Source organism: Pseudofrankia saprophytica (assembly GCF_000235425.2).
Taxonomy (GTDB): domain Bacteria; phylum Actinomycetota; class Actinomycetes; order Frankiales; family Frankiaceae; genus Pseudofrankia; species Pseudofrankia saprophytica.
On sequence record NZ_KI912267.1, the window covers coordinates 144,121 to 160,788 of the forward strand.

Below are 16,668 nucleotides of genomic sequence, written 5' to 3' on the forward strand. Positions count from 1 at the left end.
GGAGGAAACCCAGGACTCCCCACGATGAGCAGGGCTCGCCGCTCACGTCACCGGTCGACGTCGACGACATCGACACGCAGCCCACGACCGCCAACGCCGGCCATGACCGTGCGCAACGCCTTGGCGGTACGGCCACGCCGGCCGATCACCTTCCCGAGGTCCTCGGGATGCACCCGGACCTCGAGGGTGCGGCCGCGCCGGTTCGACAGCAGGTCCACCCGGACGTCCTCCGGGTGGTCCACGATCCCCCGAACCAGATGTTCGAGCGCCGCTTCGAGCACCTACTGCCCCGCGGCCGGCGTCTCGTCGCCTTCGGCGGCGGACTTGCTCTTCTTCTTCGGCGTGGTGGCCGGCTTCTCCTCGAGACCAGCGGCCTCGCGCGCCGCGGCCTGGAAGACCTCGCGCCGGTTGGCCTTGGGAGCCGCGACCTTCATCGGCTCGGGCGCGGGCAGGCCCTTGAACTTCTGCCAGTCACCAGTGACCTTGAGCAGGACGAGCACCGGGTCGGTCGGCTGCGCGCCGACCGAGAGCCAGTGGGCGGCCCGCTCGCCATCCACGATGATCGTGCTGGGGTCGTCCTTCGGGTGGTACTGGCCGATGGCCTCGATGACCCGGCCGTCCCGCTTGGTACGGGCGTCGGCGACGACGATGCGGTAGTGCGGCTCACGCATCTTGCCGGTGCGCTGCAGCTTGATCTTGGTTGCCACGGTTGTTGAAAAGCTCCATTGCTTGAGGGCCGCGCACCACAGCGCGGTACCAGGTTCCGGGGGCCGTCCCCCGGGCCGATCTGACGACCTCCGGGGCTGACCCAAAGTCAGCGGCAAACCTAAACCTAGGGCAGTCGGCTTGCGCCTACAGTCTGCCAGATCGTCAGCCGGACGCGCCGCCGGCTCCCGCGTCCATGCTTGGCGGTCCGGCGGCCGACGGGTCGCCGGGGCAAATTTGCTCCCTAACGACCGCGGCGTCCGGGCGGGTTGAAGGCTCCGGGCTTGAGCAGTGCGGACAGGTCCACATCCCCCATCCCGCCGGGAGGCAGGCCGCCCGGCAGCCCGTCGACGCCGGGAGCCCCGCCCACGCGGCCACCGCCGGGCTGCTTGTTCTTGGCCTCCGCCGCCTGCGCGGCGCGCGCCGCCGGGTTGCCCTTCTTGTTGGCGCCCTTGCCCTTCTTCGGCGCCTTACGGGCCTGAGCAGCCTTCCCGCGTCCCATCCCAGGGATGCCGGCGCCATTCGCGAGCTGACGCATCATCTTGCGCGCCTCGGCGAACCGGTCCAGCAGCTGGTTGACCTCGGTGACGGTGACCCCGGACCCCCGGGCCACCCGCTCCTTGCGGCTCTTCTGCAGGATGCTCGGATCGCTCCGCTCGCCCGGTGTCATCGACCGGATGATCGCGACGACCCGGTCGACGTCCCGGTCGTCGACCTGGGACAACTGGTCCTTCATCTGGCCCATGCCGGGCAGCATTCCGAGCAGGTTGCCGATCGGCCCCAGCTTGCGAACGGCCAGCATCTGGTTGAGGAAGTCCTCGAGGGTGAACTCCGACGCGGCCATCTTCCGCGCCATCTCTTCGGCCTCGTCCTGATCGAAGGCCTGCTCGGCCTGCTCGATCAGGGTGAGGACGTCACCCATGCCCAGGATGCGTGACGCCATCCGTTCGGGGTGGAACACGTCGAAGTCGGCGAGTGCCTCGCCAGTGGACGCGAACATGATCGGCCGGCCGGTGACGTGCGCGACCGACAGCGCGGCGCCGCCGCGGGCGTCACCGTCGAGCTTCGTGAGCACGACGCCGCTGAAGCCGACCCCGTCGAGGAACGCCAGCGCCGTGGTGACGGCGTCCTGGCCGACCATCGCGTCGACGACGAAGAGGATCTCGTCCGGGTCGACCGCGTCGCGGATGTCGGCCGCCTGCCGCATCATCTCCTCGTCGATGCCGAGGCGGCCAGCCGTGTCGACGACGACCACGTCGTGGACATGGCGGCGAGCGTGGGCCATGGCATCGCGGGCGACCGCGACCGGGTCACCGACGCCGTTGCCCGGTTCGGGCGCGAACACCTCGACGCCGGCCCTCGACCCGACGACCTGCAGCTGGTTCACCGCGTTCGGGCGCTGCAGGTCCGCGGCCACGAGCAGCGGCGTGTGCCCCTGCTTCTTCAGCCACATACCGAGCTTGCCGGCGAGCGTCGTCTTGCCGGTGCCCTGCAGACCGGCGAGCAGGATCACGGTGGGCGGCGTCTTGGCCAGCCGCAGCGTCGTGGTGCCGCCGCCGAGGATGCCGACGAGCTCCTCGTTGACGATCTTGATGACCTGCTGAGCCGGGTTCAGCGCCTGGCTGACCACGACCCCGCGGGCACGCTCCTTGATCGCCGCGATGAACGCGCGGACGACCGGCAGGGCGACGTCGGCCTCGAGCAGGGCGACCCGGATCTCCCGCGCCGTGGCGTCGATGTCGGCCTCGGACAGCCGACCCCGGCCGCGCAGCGACTTGAAGACCGTGTCGAGTCGGCTGGACAGGGTGTCGAACACGCGCACACTCCGGGATCGCTGGCCTGTGGTGGGAGGGGCCCGTCCGCGCGGCCACCGGCCGGCCCGACCATTCCGACGAGCCGGCGAGCGCCGCCACATCGGGCGAACACGACCCCACCAGGAGAGTCGGCTACCACGCCCCGGGCAGCATGGGAACGGACAGTTCTAGGGTACGCATCCAGACCGCCCCCCGGCCCAGCGGTAAACCCAAACGCCCCCACAGCTTCTGCTCGAACCCCGAACTCACCCCTGCAACGACCACCAGCGAGGTCCGACCTCCGCCTCAGCCCCGGACGGGGTAACGCCGGCAGTCACACGCGCAACCCAGCCACAGCTGGTGACAGCGCATCAGCGCAGCACCAACCCAGCCACGTCACCGAGCCGGCCGCAGCCCGACCACCGCCATATGCCTCAGCCCGGAACCACGCAGGAGGGCGCTCAGCGCCCGATAGGCGCTGCCCGGTTGCGGGCGCGGAGCGTCCGGCAACGGGAGCGCCCCAGGTCCGGCGAGGCATGCCGCACGAACTCGGGCTGGCGATGACGCCAGCCTGGTCCGCCCTCTCCGTTGAGGAGGGCGGGACACCTCGCCGGACGCTGGTTCCCCGATCCGGACCGCGCCGGTGGGGATCTTCACGGACGTGCGGGGCGCGGTCAGCGGGCCAAAGAAGACCGCCCAAAGATGCTAGATCGAGTCCAGCGCCGAAAGAAAGGCCTGGAGGCAACTTGGTGTGTCTCAGGCCACATCTACATTTTCCAGCCGATCCCACTGCCTCGGCGGCCTCCGAGACGAGAACGGATACCCCATCCGCGGGCCCCGGCCTACCGCCCGGCCAGCCGGCCGGTGGGGCGGTAGGGCGATGTACCAGGCCGTTCGGGACAGGTCAGCTCACGGGCTCGCCGAGCAGGGCGTCGACGAAGCCCTCGGGTTCGAACGGCGCGAGGTCGTCGGGACCCTCGCCCAGGCCGACCAGCTTGACCGGGACGCCCAGCTCACGTTGGACGGCGATGACGATGCCGCCCTTCGCGGTGCCGTCCAGCTTGGTGAGGGCGACGCCGGTGATGGCGACGGCCTCGGCGAAGACCCTCGCCTGGATGAGGGCGTTCTGGCCGGTCGTCGCGTCCAGCACGAGGATCACCTCGTCGACCGGGCTCTGCTTGACGATGACCCTCTTGATCTTAGAAAGCTCGTCCATCAGTCCGACCTTGGTGTGCAGACGGCCGGCCGTGTCGATCACGACGGTGTCGACGCCGTCCGCGATGCCCTGCTTCACCGCGTCGAAGGCGACCGACGCCGGGTCCGCGCCCTCCGACCCGCGGACCGTCACCGCGCCGACCCGGCCGCCCCAGGTCTCCAGCTGGTCGGCGGCGGCGGCACGGAACGTGTCGGCCGCGCCGAGCACGACCGACCGGCCGTCGGCCACCAGCAGTCGCGCGATCTTGCCGCACGTGGTCGTCTTGCCGGTGCCGTTGACCCCGACGACCAGCATGACCGCGGGCCGGTCCTCGGCCGAGACGCGCAGCGACCGGTCGGCGGTAGTGCCGATCTGAGCGAGCAGCTCGTCGCGCAGCATCTCCCGCACGTCGTTGTAGCCGCGGGCGCCGAGCACGGCGGTGCGCTCCCGCAGCGCCGCGACGAGCTCGCCGGTCGCGCCGACACCCACGTCGGCGAGCAGCAGCGTCGACTCGACGTCCTCCCAGTCCTCGTCCGAGAGCTCGTCGCCGGACAGCAGTGACAGCAGGCCGCGGCCGAGCGACGACTGCGAGCGGGCCAGCCGGGCGCGCAGCCGGACGAGCCGGCCCACCGCGGGCGCCGGCACCTCGAGGCCGGGCGGCTGGGCCACCTCGGCCGGGGCGACCGCCTCCGCCTCCAGCGCGCCGGGTGGTGCCTCCAGCGTGCCGACACCGCCGGCTGGCCCGGTCCCGGTCAGCTCCTCGGCGCCGGACCGGGCCCGCGGCAGCCGGGGCCGGCGGCGCACCGCGTTGCCGACCAGCGCCCCGCCCGCGACCACCAGCAGGACGGCGACCACGACGATGATGTACAGGTACTCCACGCTTCGATCCTTCCAGCCCCGGCCGGCCGAGGTCACCCCGCCCGCGCCCCACGCCCGAAGCGCCTATGCGGAGGCCCGCTCGCGCAGCCGCTGACTGATCACCGTGGTCACGCCGTCACCGCGCATCGACACGCCGTACAACGCGTCGGCGATCTCCATCGTGCGCTTCTGGTGGGTGATGATGATCAGCTGCGACTTCTGCCTTAGCCCCTCGACGGCGTTCAGCAGCCGGCCGAGGTTGCGGTCGTCGAGCGCCGCCTCCACCTCGTCGAGGACGTAGAACGGCGACGGGCGGGCCCGGAAGATCGCCAGCAGCATCGCGAGCGCGGTCAGCGAGCGCTCGCCGCCCGACAGCAGCGACAGCCGCTTGACCTTCTTGCCAGGCGGCCGGGCCTCCACCTCGATCCCGGTCGTGAGCATGTCCTCGGGGTCGGTGAGCACGAGCCGGCCCTCGCCGCCGGGAAACAGCGTGTCGAAGACGATCTCGAACTCGCGGGCGGTGTCCTGGAACGCGGCGGCGAAGACCTCACGGACCCGCGAGTCGACCTCCTCGACGACGAGCAACAGGTCACGCCGGGTGTTCTTGATGTCGTCGAGCTGCGCGGACAGGAAGGCGGCCCGCTCCTGCAGGGCCTCGAACTCCTCGAGCGCGAGCGGGTTGATCTTCCCGAGCCGGACCAGCTGCTTCTCCGCGCCTGCGAGCCTCGCGGTCTGCTCGGCGCGGTCGAAGGGCCGCTCCTTGCCACCCTCCTCATCCGGGGGTACCGGCAGCGTGGGGCCGTATTCGGCGACCAGGTCGTCGGCGGCGATGCCGTGCTCCTCCAGCGCCTTGGCCTCGAGCGCCTCGGATCGCAGCCGCTTGGTCTCCCGCGCCAGCTCGTCCCGGTGCGCCTCGTCGCGCAGCGCGGACAGGGCCGCCGCGTAGGCGCGCACCCGGTCACGCACGCCGGCGAGCTCGGTGTCGGTCGCCCGGCGGGCGGTGTCCGCCTGCTCCCGCTCGGCCGCGGCGGCGGCCAGCGACGTCTCGCACGCGGCGAGCGCCTCGTCGGCCGCGACCGCGACGGCGGCGGCGATCTTCGCCTGGCGCTCGCGCAGCGCCCGGGTACGGGCGGCCGCCGCGCGGGCCGAGCGCTCCTGAGCGGCCTGGCGCAGCAGGGCGTCGGCCCGGCCGGCGAGCCCCCGGGCGCGCTCCTCGCTGGTACGCACCGCGAGCCTGGCCTCGACCTCCTCGCCCCGGACGGCGGAGGTGGCCGCGACGAGCCGGTCGCGCTCCTCGGCGGGCCGCTCGTCGACGTCCAGCTCGTCGTCGCTCGCCGCGAGCGCCGCCTCGAGCTCGGCGAGCGCGCCGTAGGCCTGGTCGCGCGTCGCCTCCGCGGCGAGCCGGCCGCGTTCCAGCCGGTTGATCTCCCCGGCGACGGAGCCCCGGCCCCGGTCCAGCTGGGCGAGCTGGTCGGTCAGCGCCCGGTGGCGGGCGCCTGCGGCGGAGCGGTCGGCGTTGGCCGCGTCGATCGCGGCCCTGGTCCTCGCGACCTCCTCGCGGGCGGGCTCCATCGCGGTACGGGACGCCTCGGCCCGCGCCTCGGCGGCGGCCATCGCGGCGGCGGCCTCCTCCGCGGCGGCGGCCAGCTCCAGCAGCGAGGGCGCGTGCGCGCTGCCGCCGACCGCGGCCGGCGGTCCGAGGGTGTCGCCGTCACGGGTCACCAGCCGCAGACCCGGGCGAGCCGCGGCGAGCTTGGCCGCGCTTGGCAGGTCGTCGACGACCACCACCCCGCCGAGAATGGCGGCGACGGCCGGGGCGAACCGCTGGTCGACGACCCGGACGAGCTCCAGCGCCGGAACGGCCCCGCCGGGCAGGCCTTCGGTCAGCTCGGCCGCCGCCGGCGCGACCGGTGGCGGCGGGAACGCCGGCACGAAGGCGGCCCGGCCGGCCTCGGCGGTGCGCAGCCAGTCCAGGGCGGCGACCACGTCGTCGACGGACCCGACCGCGAGCGCGTCGGCGGCCGGCCCCAGGGCGGCGGCGATCGCCACCTCTGCGCCCGGGGTGACCGCGAGGATGTTCACCAGCCGCCCGACGACCTGGATCGGGGTCCGCGGCGGATCGGGCACCCGGGCGGCCTCCGCCAGCCGGCCCTGCTTGCCCTTGCCCGCAGGCTTGCCCCCACCGGCTCGCCCGCCGCCCGCGGACTCCCGCTCGTCCGGAGCTGGACCCTCACCGGTGGCCGTGAGCAGCGCGGCGGCGCCGTCGGCCGGGGCCAGCGAAAGCGAGAGCGCCTCCCGGCGGGCGGCGGCCGACGCACGGTCCCGGTCGGCGCCGCGCTCCTGGGTCCGCAGCGCCTCCAGCCGCTCGGTCGCGGCGGCGTGCAGAGTGACGGCCGACTCGTGCCGGCTGGCCAGCTCGTCGCGTTCCGTCTCGATCCTGGCGAGCTCGGTGTCCAGCGCCTCGCGCGAGCCGCTGGCCTCGGCGTCCCGGGCCTGGGCGGCGTCGAGCGCCTCGGTGAGCCGAACGATGTCGGCCTCCGCCGCCGCGGCCCGGGAGCGGGCCGTCTCGACCTTGCCCGCGAGCCGGGCCATGCTCTCCCGCCGGGCCGCGGCGGCGCGGCTCGCGGTGAGCAGCGCCTGCTCCTCGGCGGCGAGGGCAGCCTCCAGCTCGGCGCGCCGGCTGGTCACCTCGGTCAGCGTGTCCCGGTCGCGCTCCAGGCGGGCCTGCAGCGCGGCCTCCCGCTCGTGGACGGCCGCCGCCTCCTGCTCCAGCTCCTCGGGGTCGCGCCCGCCCCGGGTGGCCTGCGCGCCAGCACGCAGCAGCCTGGAGCGCTCGGTGGCCAGCTGGCCGGTGCCCCGCAGCCGCTCACGCACCGACGACAGGGCGTACCAGGTCTCCTGGGCCGCGGCGGCGCGAGGGACGATCCTGGCGAGCTCGGCCTCCAGCGCCTGCTCCCGCTCGGCGGCGGCGGCGTGGGCGGCCTCGGTCTCGGCGAGCCTGGCCCGGACGGTCTCCTCGTCGGCGATGTCGGCGGCGAGCTCCGTCCGCGCGGTGACCAGGTCGTCGGCGAGCAGCCGCAGCCGCGCGTCGCGCAACGTCGCCTGGATGACGCCAGCCTTGCGAGCGATCTCCGCCTGCCGGCCCAGCGGGCCGAGCTGGCGGCGCAGCTCGGCGGACAGGTCGGTCAGCCGGGTGAGGTTGGCCGCCATCGCCTCCAGCTTGCGAAGCGCCTTCTCCTTGCGCTTGCGGTGCTTGAGGACACCCGCGGCCTCCTCGATGAACGCCCGCCGCTCTTCGGGGCTCGCGTGCAGCACCGCGTCCAGCTGGCCCTGGCCGACGATCACGTGCAGCTCGCGGCCGATCCCGGAGTCACTCATGAGCTCCTGGATGTCCAGCAGGCGGCAGGAGGTGCCGTTGATCGTGTACTCGCTCTGGCCGCTGCGGAACATCAGCCGCCCGACCGTGACCTCGCTGTACTCGATGGGCAGCGCGCCGTCGGAGTTGTCGATCGTCAGCAGCACCTCGGCGCGGCCCAGCGGCGGCCGCGACGGCGTCCCGGCGAAGATGACGTCGGACATCGTGCCGCCGCGCAGCGCCTTCGCGCCCTGCTCGCCGAGCACCCAGGCCATCGCGTCGACGACGTTGCTCTTGCCCGAGCCGTTGGGCCCGACGACACAGGTGATCCCCGGCTCGAGGCGCAGCGTGGTCGAGCTCGCGAAGGACTTGAAGCCCCGCAGTGTCAGGCTCTTGAGGTACACCGGTCTCCGCAGCGATGGGGCGGTCGTGGTCGGGCGCGAAGGTCACCCTCCGGATGAGCGTCGCGGTGCGCGGGGAACGACCAGACGAGCTCCCCCGCGGCCGGCCGCCGATCAGGGCCGCCGACCAGGGATCGTGGGCGCCGCCGCCGGCCCGTCTCCGGGCCGCCGCCCACGATATCCGCCAACTCACTGTCACGAAAAGGACACGCCACTGCGTGCCTGGTGTGGCCAGAACGCGATAGTCTGCCACGCACCACCACGGCCACGCCGGGACACCAAGATCCGTAGATCACGGACATCTGGATCCCACGTGGTCACCAACCGAGACGCCCCCGCCCGGCTGACCCGCCGGCGACCCGGCTGACCCGGCAGAGCCCGCCGAATTGACCAGGATCCCGTCCCCGGGATTGTGGATCAGGTGGGTATACATGGTTGGAACAACAGGAGTATGGGCCCGCGACGAGGGCAGCACTGACCCAGGGCTGCCAACCCGCCTGGCGACGCACCTCAGTGGCCCACGACGCGAAGGCGGGCACTCAAGCCCGAAAGGCCCACCGAGGCCGCGGCGCGGCGGCAACAGCCGCGAACGCCCGCGAAACCGGCGGATGTGCACCGAACCCTGTCGACATATCGCTGGGGAGGCTCACAAGGAGACCACTCCCAAAACGACAGCCACCAGGCAGGCTTAAGACCGAGACGGTGAACGGGATGGACAACTCCAGACCCGCCCACTCGCCCAGCCGCGGAACCGTCAAGGCATGGACGAACGGGTACCGGTGGATCCGATCCGAAGATCGGTTTCGGGCACCCGGAACGTCGCTCGAGGGCTCTACCGGGAAGATTGCCGGACCGCGGGCAGCCAGGCCGGGAGGCATCCGGGTGCTCAAGGATCCTTCAGTGATCCAAGAACAGACCCGAGTGACAGGCCGACCAAAGCACGACATCGGGGGTTCCAGGGAGCCATCCCTGGACAGACGTCTGACCCGAAGCCCGACGAGCCGCCCCCAGAGGGCGGCTAACAGGTCAGGTCAGGGCCGGCTCGACGTCCAGCTCACGGACGTCCTCCGGAACGTCGACGCCGACGAGCGCGTCATTGACGGCACGACTCCGAGCAAGCTCAGCCTCGAGCTCGGCTACGCGAGCGCGCAGCCGACGTACCTCGTACGAGAGCCGGAGGTCGTTGCCGGAACCGACGTGGCCGAAAAGGGCCTTCGCCATGGTGATGGTCCTCCACGATGAGTGACCTTGCGGGGTGCTGGGCGCGACAAAGCCGGGACGAAGCTGCTGAAGCCGTCCCATCCAACCACTGGTATAGCTCCAGCCGCTGGTTCACCCCGGCCGATGCACACGACCTTGCGTCGCACACGTAGGCGGAGTGCGCCCCAAAGAATGACCTAAGCCTCCCACACCCAGTCACCGAAAGTCAAGAGCATGCCACATGGGACGGCATCCGTCCCTAGAACTCGGGAATCTTGAGCCTCGATTCGACCTAACCGTCAGGCCTGTCTGTCCAGGTCAACGGGGCGACGAGGCTCAGCGACGCACAAACCCAGCCAGGCCGCCGACCACGGGGCCGATCATGTGTTCTACCCGATCGGTCCGCCCGGGGGTGTGGCCGGTTACAAGGAGTTCCAGCAGCGCGTCACAGGCCTCCGGCGGCCCTTCGGCCACGACGTCGACTCCGCCGTCCACGCGGTTGGTCGCCGAGCCCACCAGACCGAGACGACGGCCCTTCGTGCGCACGTAGTCCCGGAAGCCGACACCCTGCACCACGCCGAACACGGAGGCCGTCAGCCGCACGGGCGAGCCCACGGCCACCGTCTCCCGGGACTGCTCACCAGCTGTGTTCGCTGGTCCACCCGGCTGAACCGGCGGCCGCTTCTGAGGAAGGTCATTCATCGGCACGGTAGGCTACTGAGCCATCGTGAACACGACATCTCTCCTCCTCAGCAGCCTGATCCGGCGCGGCGCGCGGCCCGCCCGACCAGGCCGACGAGCCGCCATGGCGGCCGTCACCGTCGGAGCCCTCAGCGGCTCGCTGTTGCTGGCCGGCTGTGGCCAGAACTTCCAGCAGGACGGCGGCTCCGTGCCGGTGCCGCGCGCCACGATCGTGGATGGGCCCAGCGCGACCCCGTTCGGCAACGTGAGCGCCGTACCCGCGCCCACCGACGGTTACGCGCCTCCGCACACAGCCGGCCCGACCCAGACCGCCGCCCCGAACCTCCCGGGCGGCAAGCTCTAAGAACTCCGGCTTCGGAGAAACCTCGCGCCGGATCCAGGTGGAGTGAGCGCCGGCTCGGGGCGAGCCTCGCCTCAGTCAAGGGCACGACGGGCGGTCGGCGTCTCGACCCGGCGCTGGGTGTCGAGGTCGGCACGCTGGCCGGCGGCGTAGCCGGCACGCCCGCCGGAGCCGGACAACTGACGTCCCCGGGCCGCCCGCAGGTGCGGGTAGACGCTCGACAGGTGCGCCTCGACCCGGTCGGAACGGTCGGCGAGGACGAGGGCCACCGAGGCCCCGGTACCGGACTCGCCGGTCGCCGGCTCGGCCGCGGCCCTCGCGGCCTGTTCCGCGACGGTCAGCCGCTGCTGTACGGCGACCGCGAACCCCGCCATCCAGGACCGGCGAAACGCCCGCGGGTCCTCCCAGGACGGCGGCACGGCCACCGCGATCCCATGCGCCTGCTGGACGAGCAGCGAGGTGAACAGCAGCTGGGCCCGGGTGAGATCGGCCTCCATGCCGAACAGGTGCGCCGTGTGACCTGTGCCTCCCTTTCCCCGCTCCGTGCGGTGCACCAGTCGGCAGCCCAACGGCACGACGATGCTGGCCAGAAGAGTGATCTTGTCCCGGGCGTACGGCGGGTGGATGTCGAGCGCCAGGTCGGCGGCGGCGACCTTGCCAGGCCCGGCCTCCTCGAGCAGCGCGCGGTCGATGCCGTACTGGGCGATCAGCTCGGCGGCCTTGGCGTTGTAGGTCTCCCTGGCGGCGTCGGTCAGCCCTTCGGACTCGGCCATCGCGAGCAGCTTGCGTACCCGTCCCAGCAGGGCGTCCGAGTTCATGGGTCGTCTCCTTCGTCACCGCGCAGCGAGGACGGCGCACCTGGTCAGCGCCCAGTGTGGGTGCAGACACGACCCTAGGGACGTCGGGGGGTGCACCCCCCGAATCGACACCCCGCCGCGGCGAGCAGCCGTGCCCGGGGGCAGCTGTGCCCGGCGGCCTACCCCTCCCGACGGCCTACCAGCGACCGCCGCGGGGGCGCGGCTGACAGGTGGGGCAGCTGAAGCTGGACCTGTTCATGAACGCGTCGCGGCGGATCTGGCTCGCGCACCGCCGGCACGGCTCCCCTTCGCGGCCATAGGCGGCGAGCTCCCGCTCGAACAGTCCGCTGACGCCCTCGGTGGAGACATAGAGCCGGTCGAACGACGTGCCCCCCGCCGCGAGGGCCGAGGTCAGCACGGCGCGCACCTCGGCGAGCAGGCCGACGGCTTCGGGCCGCCGCAGGGTCTCGGTCGCCCTGGCATAGTGCAGCCTCGCGCCCCACAGCGCCTCGTCGGCGTAGATGTTGCCGATACCGCTGACCAGCCGCTGGTCGAGCAGCGCCCGCTTGAGGCCGGTGCGGCGGGCCGCGAGCCCGGCCACGAAGGCGTCGTCGTCGAACAGCGGATCCATCGGGTCACGGGCGATGTGGGCGATCGGGGCGGGCAGCGACGCTCCTCCCAGCGCGATCGCCATCCCCCCGAAGGTGCGCTGGTCCACGAACCGGAGCTCGCGCCCGCCGTCGGTGAAGGTGAAGCGGATCCGCAGATGGGTCTGGTCCGGCGTGCTGGGCGGCACGACGAGCAGTTGACCGCTCATGCCGAGGTGCCCGAGCAGGGCGTCCCCGTCGCCGGCCGGCAGGGGCGGCAGGGGCGGGACGAGCGATGCCTCGGGCACGCCCGACCTGTCCGGCGGTGTGTCCGGAAGATTCTCCAGCGGCGTGTCCAGGCCGTCTGGAGCCGCGAGCGCCAGCCAGAGGTACTTGCCCCGGCGACGCGCGGCGGTGACCGTCTGGCCGGTGAGCGCCGCCTCGAAGTCGGCGGTGCCGGCCACGTGCCGGCGCACGGCCCGCGGGTGCAGCACACTGACCTTCGCGATCGTGCGGCCGACCACGCCGCGCTCCAGACCGCGCCGCACCACCTCGACCTCAGGCAGCTCCGGCATGGCTCAGCCCGGCTCCGCCGCGGACGCGGGCGCCGCGGCCTCGGCCGAGGCTCCGGCCGGCGTGAGCCCGTCCAGGCCCGTTGCCCCGTCGCCCTCGACGCCGGCCGCTCGCGACGGCGGGTCCACGACACCGGCCACCGGTACGGCCGGGGAAGGGTCTACCGGGGACGGGTCCGCCGGGGCGCCTCCGGCCGGGGTGCCCGAGGCCGCGGCGGCGGCCGAGGTGAGGCCCTGAAGGGCGACGAACGCGTGCTCGGCCGCTCGCTGCTCGGCCTCCTTCTTGCTGCCGCCCTCGCCCTCGCCGTAGATCCGGTCGGAGATGCGGGCCCGCGCCCGGAACCGCTTGGCGTGGTCCGGGCCGGAGTCGGTGACCACGTAGTCGGGCGGGCCCATCCCCAGCTCCGCGGTGCGCTCCTGCAACGAGGTCTTCCAGTCGAGGCCCGCCCCGCGGCCGGCCGCCTCGTCGAGCAGCGGGTCGAAGTAGCGGTGCACGAAGGCGGAGGCGATCTCGAGCCCGAGCTCCTCGTAGACCGCGCCGATGAGCGCCTCGAGCGTGTCGGCGAGGATGCTCGGCTTGTCCCGGCCGCCCGTGGTCTCCTCGCCCTTGCCGAGCAGCAGGTAGGGACCGATCCCCACGGATCCGATGTCGCGGGCCACGGCCGCGAGTGCCCGCATGTTCACCACCGAGGCGCGTTGCTTGGCGAGCGCGCCCTCGGCGAGGTCTGGATGGCGCCGGTACAGCGCGTCGGTGACGACCAGCTGGAGCACGGCGTCACCGAGGAACTCCAGCCGCTCGTTGGTCGGCAGGTTGCCGTTCTCGTAGGCGTACGACCGATGGGTGAGCGCCCTGTCGAGCAGATCGGGGTCGATGCGCAGGCCAAGCGCGGCAAGCAGATCCTCGCGGGCCTGAGGGACCGACGCGCCCCGGCTCACAGGGACAGCCCCGCGATCGCTCTGCGCCGGGCGATCAGCCGGACGAGCTCGGCGCGGATCTGGGCGACGAGCCCCCCGCGCCACACCGTCGCCGCCGTCGCGAGCGCGGCCGGGATGCCGGTGGAGAGGTCGTCGGGACCGCCGACGGGATCGCCCGCCCGCACCGCGACGCCGTCCACTCCCAGCACGATCGTTCCCCCTTGCAGATCCGGGCCGGCCGGGCTGCGCCAGGCTGGGTCGAGACTCGCCTGCGCGTCCGGAACGGTCGTCGGCACCGCCGCCCTGACCGCCCGCAGGCAGGCCAGCACGACGTCACCGGTGAACCCGTCCGTCACGACGACGTCGGGGCCTTTGCCGGCGGACCGGCCCGCATGGACCAGCGCACCGGCGTCCACCTGGCCGACGTAGTCGACGCCGAGCGTGCCGAGCAGCTCGTGTGCCGCCCGGCGCATCGTGTCCGGCAGCGCGGGGCGGGCGGTGAGCAGGCCGACCCCCGGCTCACCGGAACCGGCGCGGACCCGGGCGTACGCCGCACCGGCGAGCGCGAACTGGGCAAGGTCGTCCGCGGCGACGTCGACCGAGGCGCCGGCGTCACACAGCACGACGCCGGGCGCGCGGCCGACGTCCACGACGGCCGCCAGCGACGCCCTGGTGGCGCCGGGCAGCAGACCGAACGTGAACAGCGCCGCCGCCGCGACCGCCTCGGGCGGCGCGACGGAGACCATCGCGTCGGCACGGCCGTCACGGACGAGCCGGGCGGCCACCCGTACGCCGCTGTCCCGCCGGGCCCGCACGTCGCGAACGGCGTCGGCGCCGGCCGGGATGCCGCGCGCGGCGGTCACCAGGTGGACGCGTTCCCCGGTCACGATGCCGCGGCCGGCGAGATCTTCCGCCGTCCGGCCTGGTGGGACGACGAGCGTGACCACCAGCTCCGGATCGGCGTCCAGCGCGGCAGGCAGGGCGTCCAGCACCGACTCAGGCGGGACGCCCTCTCCGAGGAGGTCTACGGCGACGCGGGTCACGTCGAGATCAGACGTCGAGCACCTGTCGGTCGTTGTACCGGCCGCAGGTCGGGCAGGCGTTGTGCTGCCGGACCACGTGCCCGCGCGGGCAGCGGGACAACGCCGGAAGCGTCGCCTTCCACTGCGACCGCCGAGACCGGGTGTTGCTGCGCGACATCCGCCGCTTGGGGACGGCCACTAGTCCTTCTCCTTCGTTTCCCGCCCGGCGACATCGCCGGCGGATCCAGCTTCGGTCAAGGCCGACAGCGCGGCCCACCGGGGGTCGGCACCGTCGTGGGAGTGGTCCGGGTCGACGTCGTCCAGCCGCACGCCGCAGTCGACGCACAGACCGGAGCAGTCGGGATCGCACAACGGCGAGAGCGGCAGGTCGAGGACCAGGGCGTCCCGCACGACCGGCGCGAGGTCGACGTGGTCGTCCACGACCGCGAGCACGTCCTCGTCCTCCTCGTCGATCTCGGTGGCCCGGTCGGGGTAGTAGAACAGCTCGCGCAGCTCGACGGAGACGTGGTCGTGCACCTCGTCGAGGCAACGGGAGCACTCACCGACAAGGTCGGCCGAGGCCGTCCCGCTGACCAGCACGCCCTCGTGGACCGACTCGAGCCGGAGGTCCAGCTCGACCGGCCCGCCCGTCGGCACCCGCAGCATCGGGGTGCCCAGTCCGTCCGGCGCCAGCACCGTCCTGACGACAGGCTTCATCGTCCCCGGCCGACGGCCCAGCTCGCGGGTGTCGAGCACGAAGGGACCGCGCGGGGTCTGGCGGCGGGGACGGTGATGTCCGGTCATAGCTTGTCCGGTCATGGCTGCGGGGGTCACGGAATCTCGTCGAGGTGATCTTGATAGGACATGGCTCGGCGGCCCGGGCCGTCGTGTCCAGTGGTGCTCTCGCGGCACGGGCGCGCGACACGCGCACGCGGTAGGCCGAAGGGCACCCGGACGCCGTCGGCTCCAGGCACAGACGACCAGCCTATCCGATCCCCGCGACCAACCCCTCGCCCCAGCCTGATCAGGGTTGGCACAGCCTGATCAGGGTTGGCACCCACCCCGCCCTCAGAGCCGCTCGCGCAGGTGCTTGAGGACGACGTCGGGGACCAGGCCAGTGACGTCACCGCCGTAGCGCGCGACCTCCTTGACGAGGCTGGAGGACAGGAACGCGTACTGCGGATTGGTACTCATGAAGAGCGTCTCGACGCCGGCCAGCCGGTTGTTCATCTGCGCCATCTGCAACTCGTAGTCGAAGTCGCTCACCGCACGAAGGCCCTTGACGATCGACGAGATACCGCGAGCTCGACAGAAGTCGACCAACAGCCCGTGCGACGCCTCGACAACGACGTTGGAGACCCCCTGCGGATGCTCCCGGGCCGCCTCGCGGATGAGTTCCATCCGCTCCTCCACCGTGAACAGGGTGGATTTCGTCTTGTTGATCAGAACTGCGACGACGACCTCGTCAAAGAGCTTGCTCGCCCGCATGACGATGTCGAGATGGCCGTTCGTGATCGGGTCGAATGAACCAGGACAGACAGCCCTCCTCATGATCGACAACCGTACCAGAGGACCGCCTCTCCGTACCCCCTCGAACGGACCTCGACCAGCCCGTCCGGCCACGCCGGCGGCGGCGAGCGGCGGGCCCGTTCGACCACACAGACACCGTCCTTATCCAGCCAGCGCTGATCAACGAGCCGATGAAGCACATCGGCCAGCCGAACGTCAGCGAGTGCATACGGAGGGTCTAGAAAAACCACGTCGTAGGGCTGCCCGACAGTGGTGTCCACCACACGTTCGACGGCACCCACGACGACTTCGGCGCCGGTGAGGCCCAGCTCGGCGGCGTTGCGCCGCGCGACCCGTGCCGCGGCCGGGTCACGCTCGACGAGCAGGGCGTGCGCGGCGCCCCGCGACAACGCCTCCAGGCCGACCGCCCCGCTGCCCGCGTACAGGTCGGCGACCCGGGCACCCGACAGGTCGACGAGGGTCGTCAGCGAGTTGAAGAGCCCCTCCCGCGCCCGGTCCGAGGTGGGTCTGGTTCCCGTTCCCGGCGGCACGGCGAGCCGGCGCCCACCCGCGACCCCGCCCACGATCCGCGTCATTCATCCCCCCGACCGACACTCTGGGTCTAGCGATATCTGAGGGCCTCCGGCCACGCGAGGCTTCGCCATCGTCGCCGCAGGGGTCCCCGAAGGTCGGCGCCAGCCGATCTTCCGGGGGAGC

At 72.6% G+C, this 16,668-nt stretch carries 16 protein-coding genes; 1 reads left to right on the top strand and 15 read right to left on the bottom strand.

Annotation, left to right across the window (positions count from 1 at the left end):
* Nucleotides 1-47 precede the first annotated feature (47 nt).
* The 7 genes from FRCN3DRAFT_RS0235160 to FRCN3DRAFT_RS0235190 form a co-directional block, all read right to left on the bottom strand.
* Nucleotides 48-281, bottom strand: a complete 234-nt coding sequence (locus FRCN3DRAFT_RS0235160) for an RNA-binding protein (protein WP_007516683.1) — start codon at nt 279-281, stop codon at nt 48-50.
* Nucleotides 282-707 (bottom strand): 30S ribosomal protein S16, encoded by a 426-nt coding sequence (gene rpsP, locus FRCN3DRAFT_RS0235165; RefSeq protein ID WP_007516682.1) that lies wholly within the window; start codon nt 705-707, stop codon nt 282-284.
* A gap of 242 nt (nt 708-949) precedes the next feature.
* Nucleotides 950-2,521: a signal recognition particle protein gene (gene ffh, locus FRCN3DRAFT_RS0235170; RefSeq protein WP_007516680.1), complete on the bottom strand. Its 1,572-nt coding sequence runs from the start codon at nt 2,519-2,521 to the stop codon at nt 950-952.
* A gap of 881 nt (nt 2,522-3,402) precedes the next feature.
* Complete coding sequence (ftsY, locus tag FRCN3DRAFT_RS0235175) at nt 3,403-4,572, bottom strand: signal recognition particle-docking protein FtsY (protein WP_007516679.1); 1,170 nt, start codon at nt 4,570-4,572, stop codon at nt 3,403-3,405.
* Nucleotides 4,573-4,635: 63 nt separating this feature from the next.
* The gene (locus FRCN3DRAFT_RS0235180; RefSeq protein WP_007516678.1) at nt 4,636-8,310 is read right to left on the bottom strand and encodes a chromosome segregation SMC family protein; all 3,675 of its coding nucleotides are present in this window, start codon (nt 8,308-8,310) and stop codon (nt 4,636-4,638) included.
* Between the two features lie 1,023 nt (nt 8,311-9,333).
* On the bottom strand, nt 9,334-9,528 hold the full coding sequence (locus tag FRCN3DRAFT_RS0235185; protein ID WP_007516676.1) for a hypothetical protein: 195 nt from the start codon (nt 9,526-9,528) through the stop codon (nt 9,334-9,336).
* Between the two features lie 315 nt (nt 9,529-9,843).
* On the bottom strand, nt 9,844-10,122 hold the full coding sequence (locus FRCN3DRAFT_RS0235190) for an acylphosphatase (RefSeq protein ID WP_007516674.1): 279 nt from the start codon (nt 10,120-10,122) through the stop codon (nt 9,844-9,846).
* A 190-nt stretch (nt 10,123-10,312) separates the two neighbouring features.
* On the opposite strand from FRCN3DRAFT_RS0235190, the gene FRCN3DRAFT_RS47750 reads away from it, so the two are divergent.
* Nucleotides 10,313-10,552 (top strand): hypothetical protein, encoded by a 240-nt coding sequence (locus FRCN3DRAFT_RS47750; RefSeq protein WP_007516672.1) that lies wholly within the window; start codon nt 10,313-10,315, stop codon nt 10,550-10,552.
* A 71-nt stretch (nt 10,553-10,623) separates the two neighbouring features.
* On the opposite strand, the gene FRCN3DRAFT_RS0235200 is transcribed toward FRCN3DRAFT_RS47750, so the two are convergent.
* The 8 genes from FRCN3DRAFT_RS0235200 to rsmD form a co-directional block, all read right to left on the bottom strand.
* Nucleotides 10,624-11,367 carry a DUF2786 domain-containing protein gene (locus FRCN3DRAFT_RS0235200; RefSeq protein ID WP_007516670.1) on the bottom strand — a complete coding sequence of 248 codons (744 nt, stop codon included), beginning with the start codon at nt 11,365-11,367 and terminating at the stop codon, nt 10,624-10,626.
* A gap of 175 nt (nt 11,368-11,542) precedes the next feature.
* Complete coding sequence (gene mutM, locus FRCN3DRAFT_RS0235205) at nt 11,543-12,508, bottom strand: bifunctional DNA-formamidopyrimidine glycosylase/DNA-(apurinic or apyrimidinic site) lyase (protein ID WP_007516668.1); 966 nt, start codon at nt 12,506-12,508, stop codon at nt 11,543-11,545.
* 3 nt (nt 12,509-12,511) lie between these two features.
* Complete coding sequence (gene rnc, locus FRCN3DRAFT_RS47755; protein WP_007516667.1) at nt 12,512-13,441, bottom strand: ribonuclease III; 930 nt, start codon at nt 13,439-13,441, stop codon at nt 12,512-12,514.
* Complete coding sequence (locus tag FRCN3DRAFT_RS0235215) at nt 13,438-14,463, bottom strand: phosphate acetyl/acyltransferase (RefSeq protein WP_007516665.1); 1,026 nt, start codon at nt 14,461-14,463, stop codon at nt 13,438-13,440. Before FRCN3DRAFT_RS0235215 ends, rnc begins: the two co-directional genes overlap by 4 nt.
* A 7-nt stretch (nt 14,464-14,470) precedes the next feature.
* A complete protein-coding gene (gene rpmF / locus FRCN3DRAFT_RS0235220; protein ID WP_007516664.1) occupies nt 14,471-14,641 on the bottom strand; it encodes a 50S ribosomal protein L32 in 171 nt (56 codons plus the stop codon).
* Nucleotides 14,641-15,246: a YceD family protein gene (locus tag FRCN3DRAFT_RS0235225; protein WP_007516662.1), complete on the bottom strand. Its 606-nt coding sequence runs from the start codon at nt 15,244-15,246 to the stop codon at nt 14,641-14,643. The genes rpmF and FRCN3DRAFT_RS0235225 overlap by 1 nt, the downstream gene beginning before the upstream one ends.
* A 264-nt stretch (nt 15,247-15,510) precedes the next feature.
* Nucleotides 15,511-15,993: a pantetheine-phosphate adenylyltransferase gene (gene coaD / locus FRCN3DRAFT_RS0235230; RefSeq protein WP_007516661.1), complete on the bottom strand. Its 483-nt coding sequence runs from the start codon at nt 15,991-15,993 to the stop codon at nt 15,511-15,513.
* Complete coding sequence (gene rsmD / locus FRCN3DRAFT_RS0235235; RefSeq protein WP_007516659.1) at nt 15,990-16,547, bottom strand: 16S rRNA (guanine(966)-N(2))-methyltransferase RsmD; 558 nt, start codon at nt 16,545-16,547, stop codon at nt 15,990-15,992. The genes coaD and rsmD overlap by 4 nt, the downstream gene beginning before the upstream one ends.
* Nucleotides 16,548-16,668 lie beyond the last annotated feature (121 nt).

Excerpts from the sequence above, each read along its gene's own strand:
- coaD (WP_007516661.1), bottom strand. The coding sequence starts at position 15,993 with ATGAGGAGGGCTGTCTGTCCTGGTTCATTCGACCCGATCACGAACGGC.
- FRCN3DRAFT_RS0235200 (WP_007516670.1), bottom strand. The coding sequence starts at position 11,367 with ATGAACTCGGACGCCCTGCTGGGACGGGTACGCAAGCTGCTCGCGATG.
- FRCN3DRAFT_RS47750 (WP_007516672.1), top strand. The coding sequence starts at position 10,313 with ATGGCGGCCGTCACCGTCGGAGCCCTCAGCGGCTCGCTGTTGCTGGCC.
- FRCN3DRAFT_RS0235225 (WP_007516662.1), bottom strand. The coding sequence starts at position 15,246 with ATGACCGGACATCACCGTCCCCGCCGCCAGACCCCGCGCGGTCCCTTC.
- rsmD (WP_007516659.1), bottom strand. The coding sequence starts at position 16,547 with ATGACGCGGATCGTGGGCGGGGTCGCGGGTGGGCGCCGGCTCGCCGTG.
- FRCN3DRAFT_RS0235185 (WP_007516676.1), bottom strand. The coding sequence starts at position 9,528 with ATGGCGAAGGCCCTTTTCGGCCACGTCGGTTCCGGCAACGACCTCCGG.
- mutM (WP_007516668.1), bottom strand. The coding sequence starts at position 12,508 with ATGCCGGAGCTGCCTGAGGTCGAGGTGGTGCGGCGCGGTCTGGAGCGC.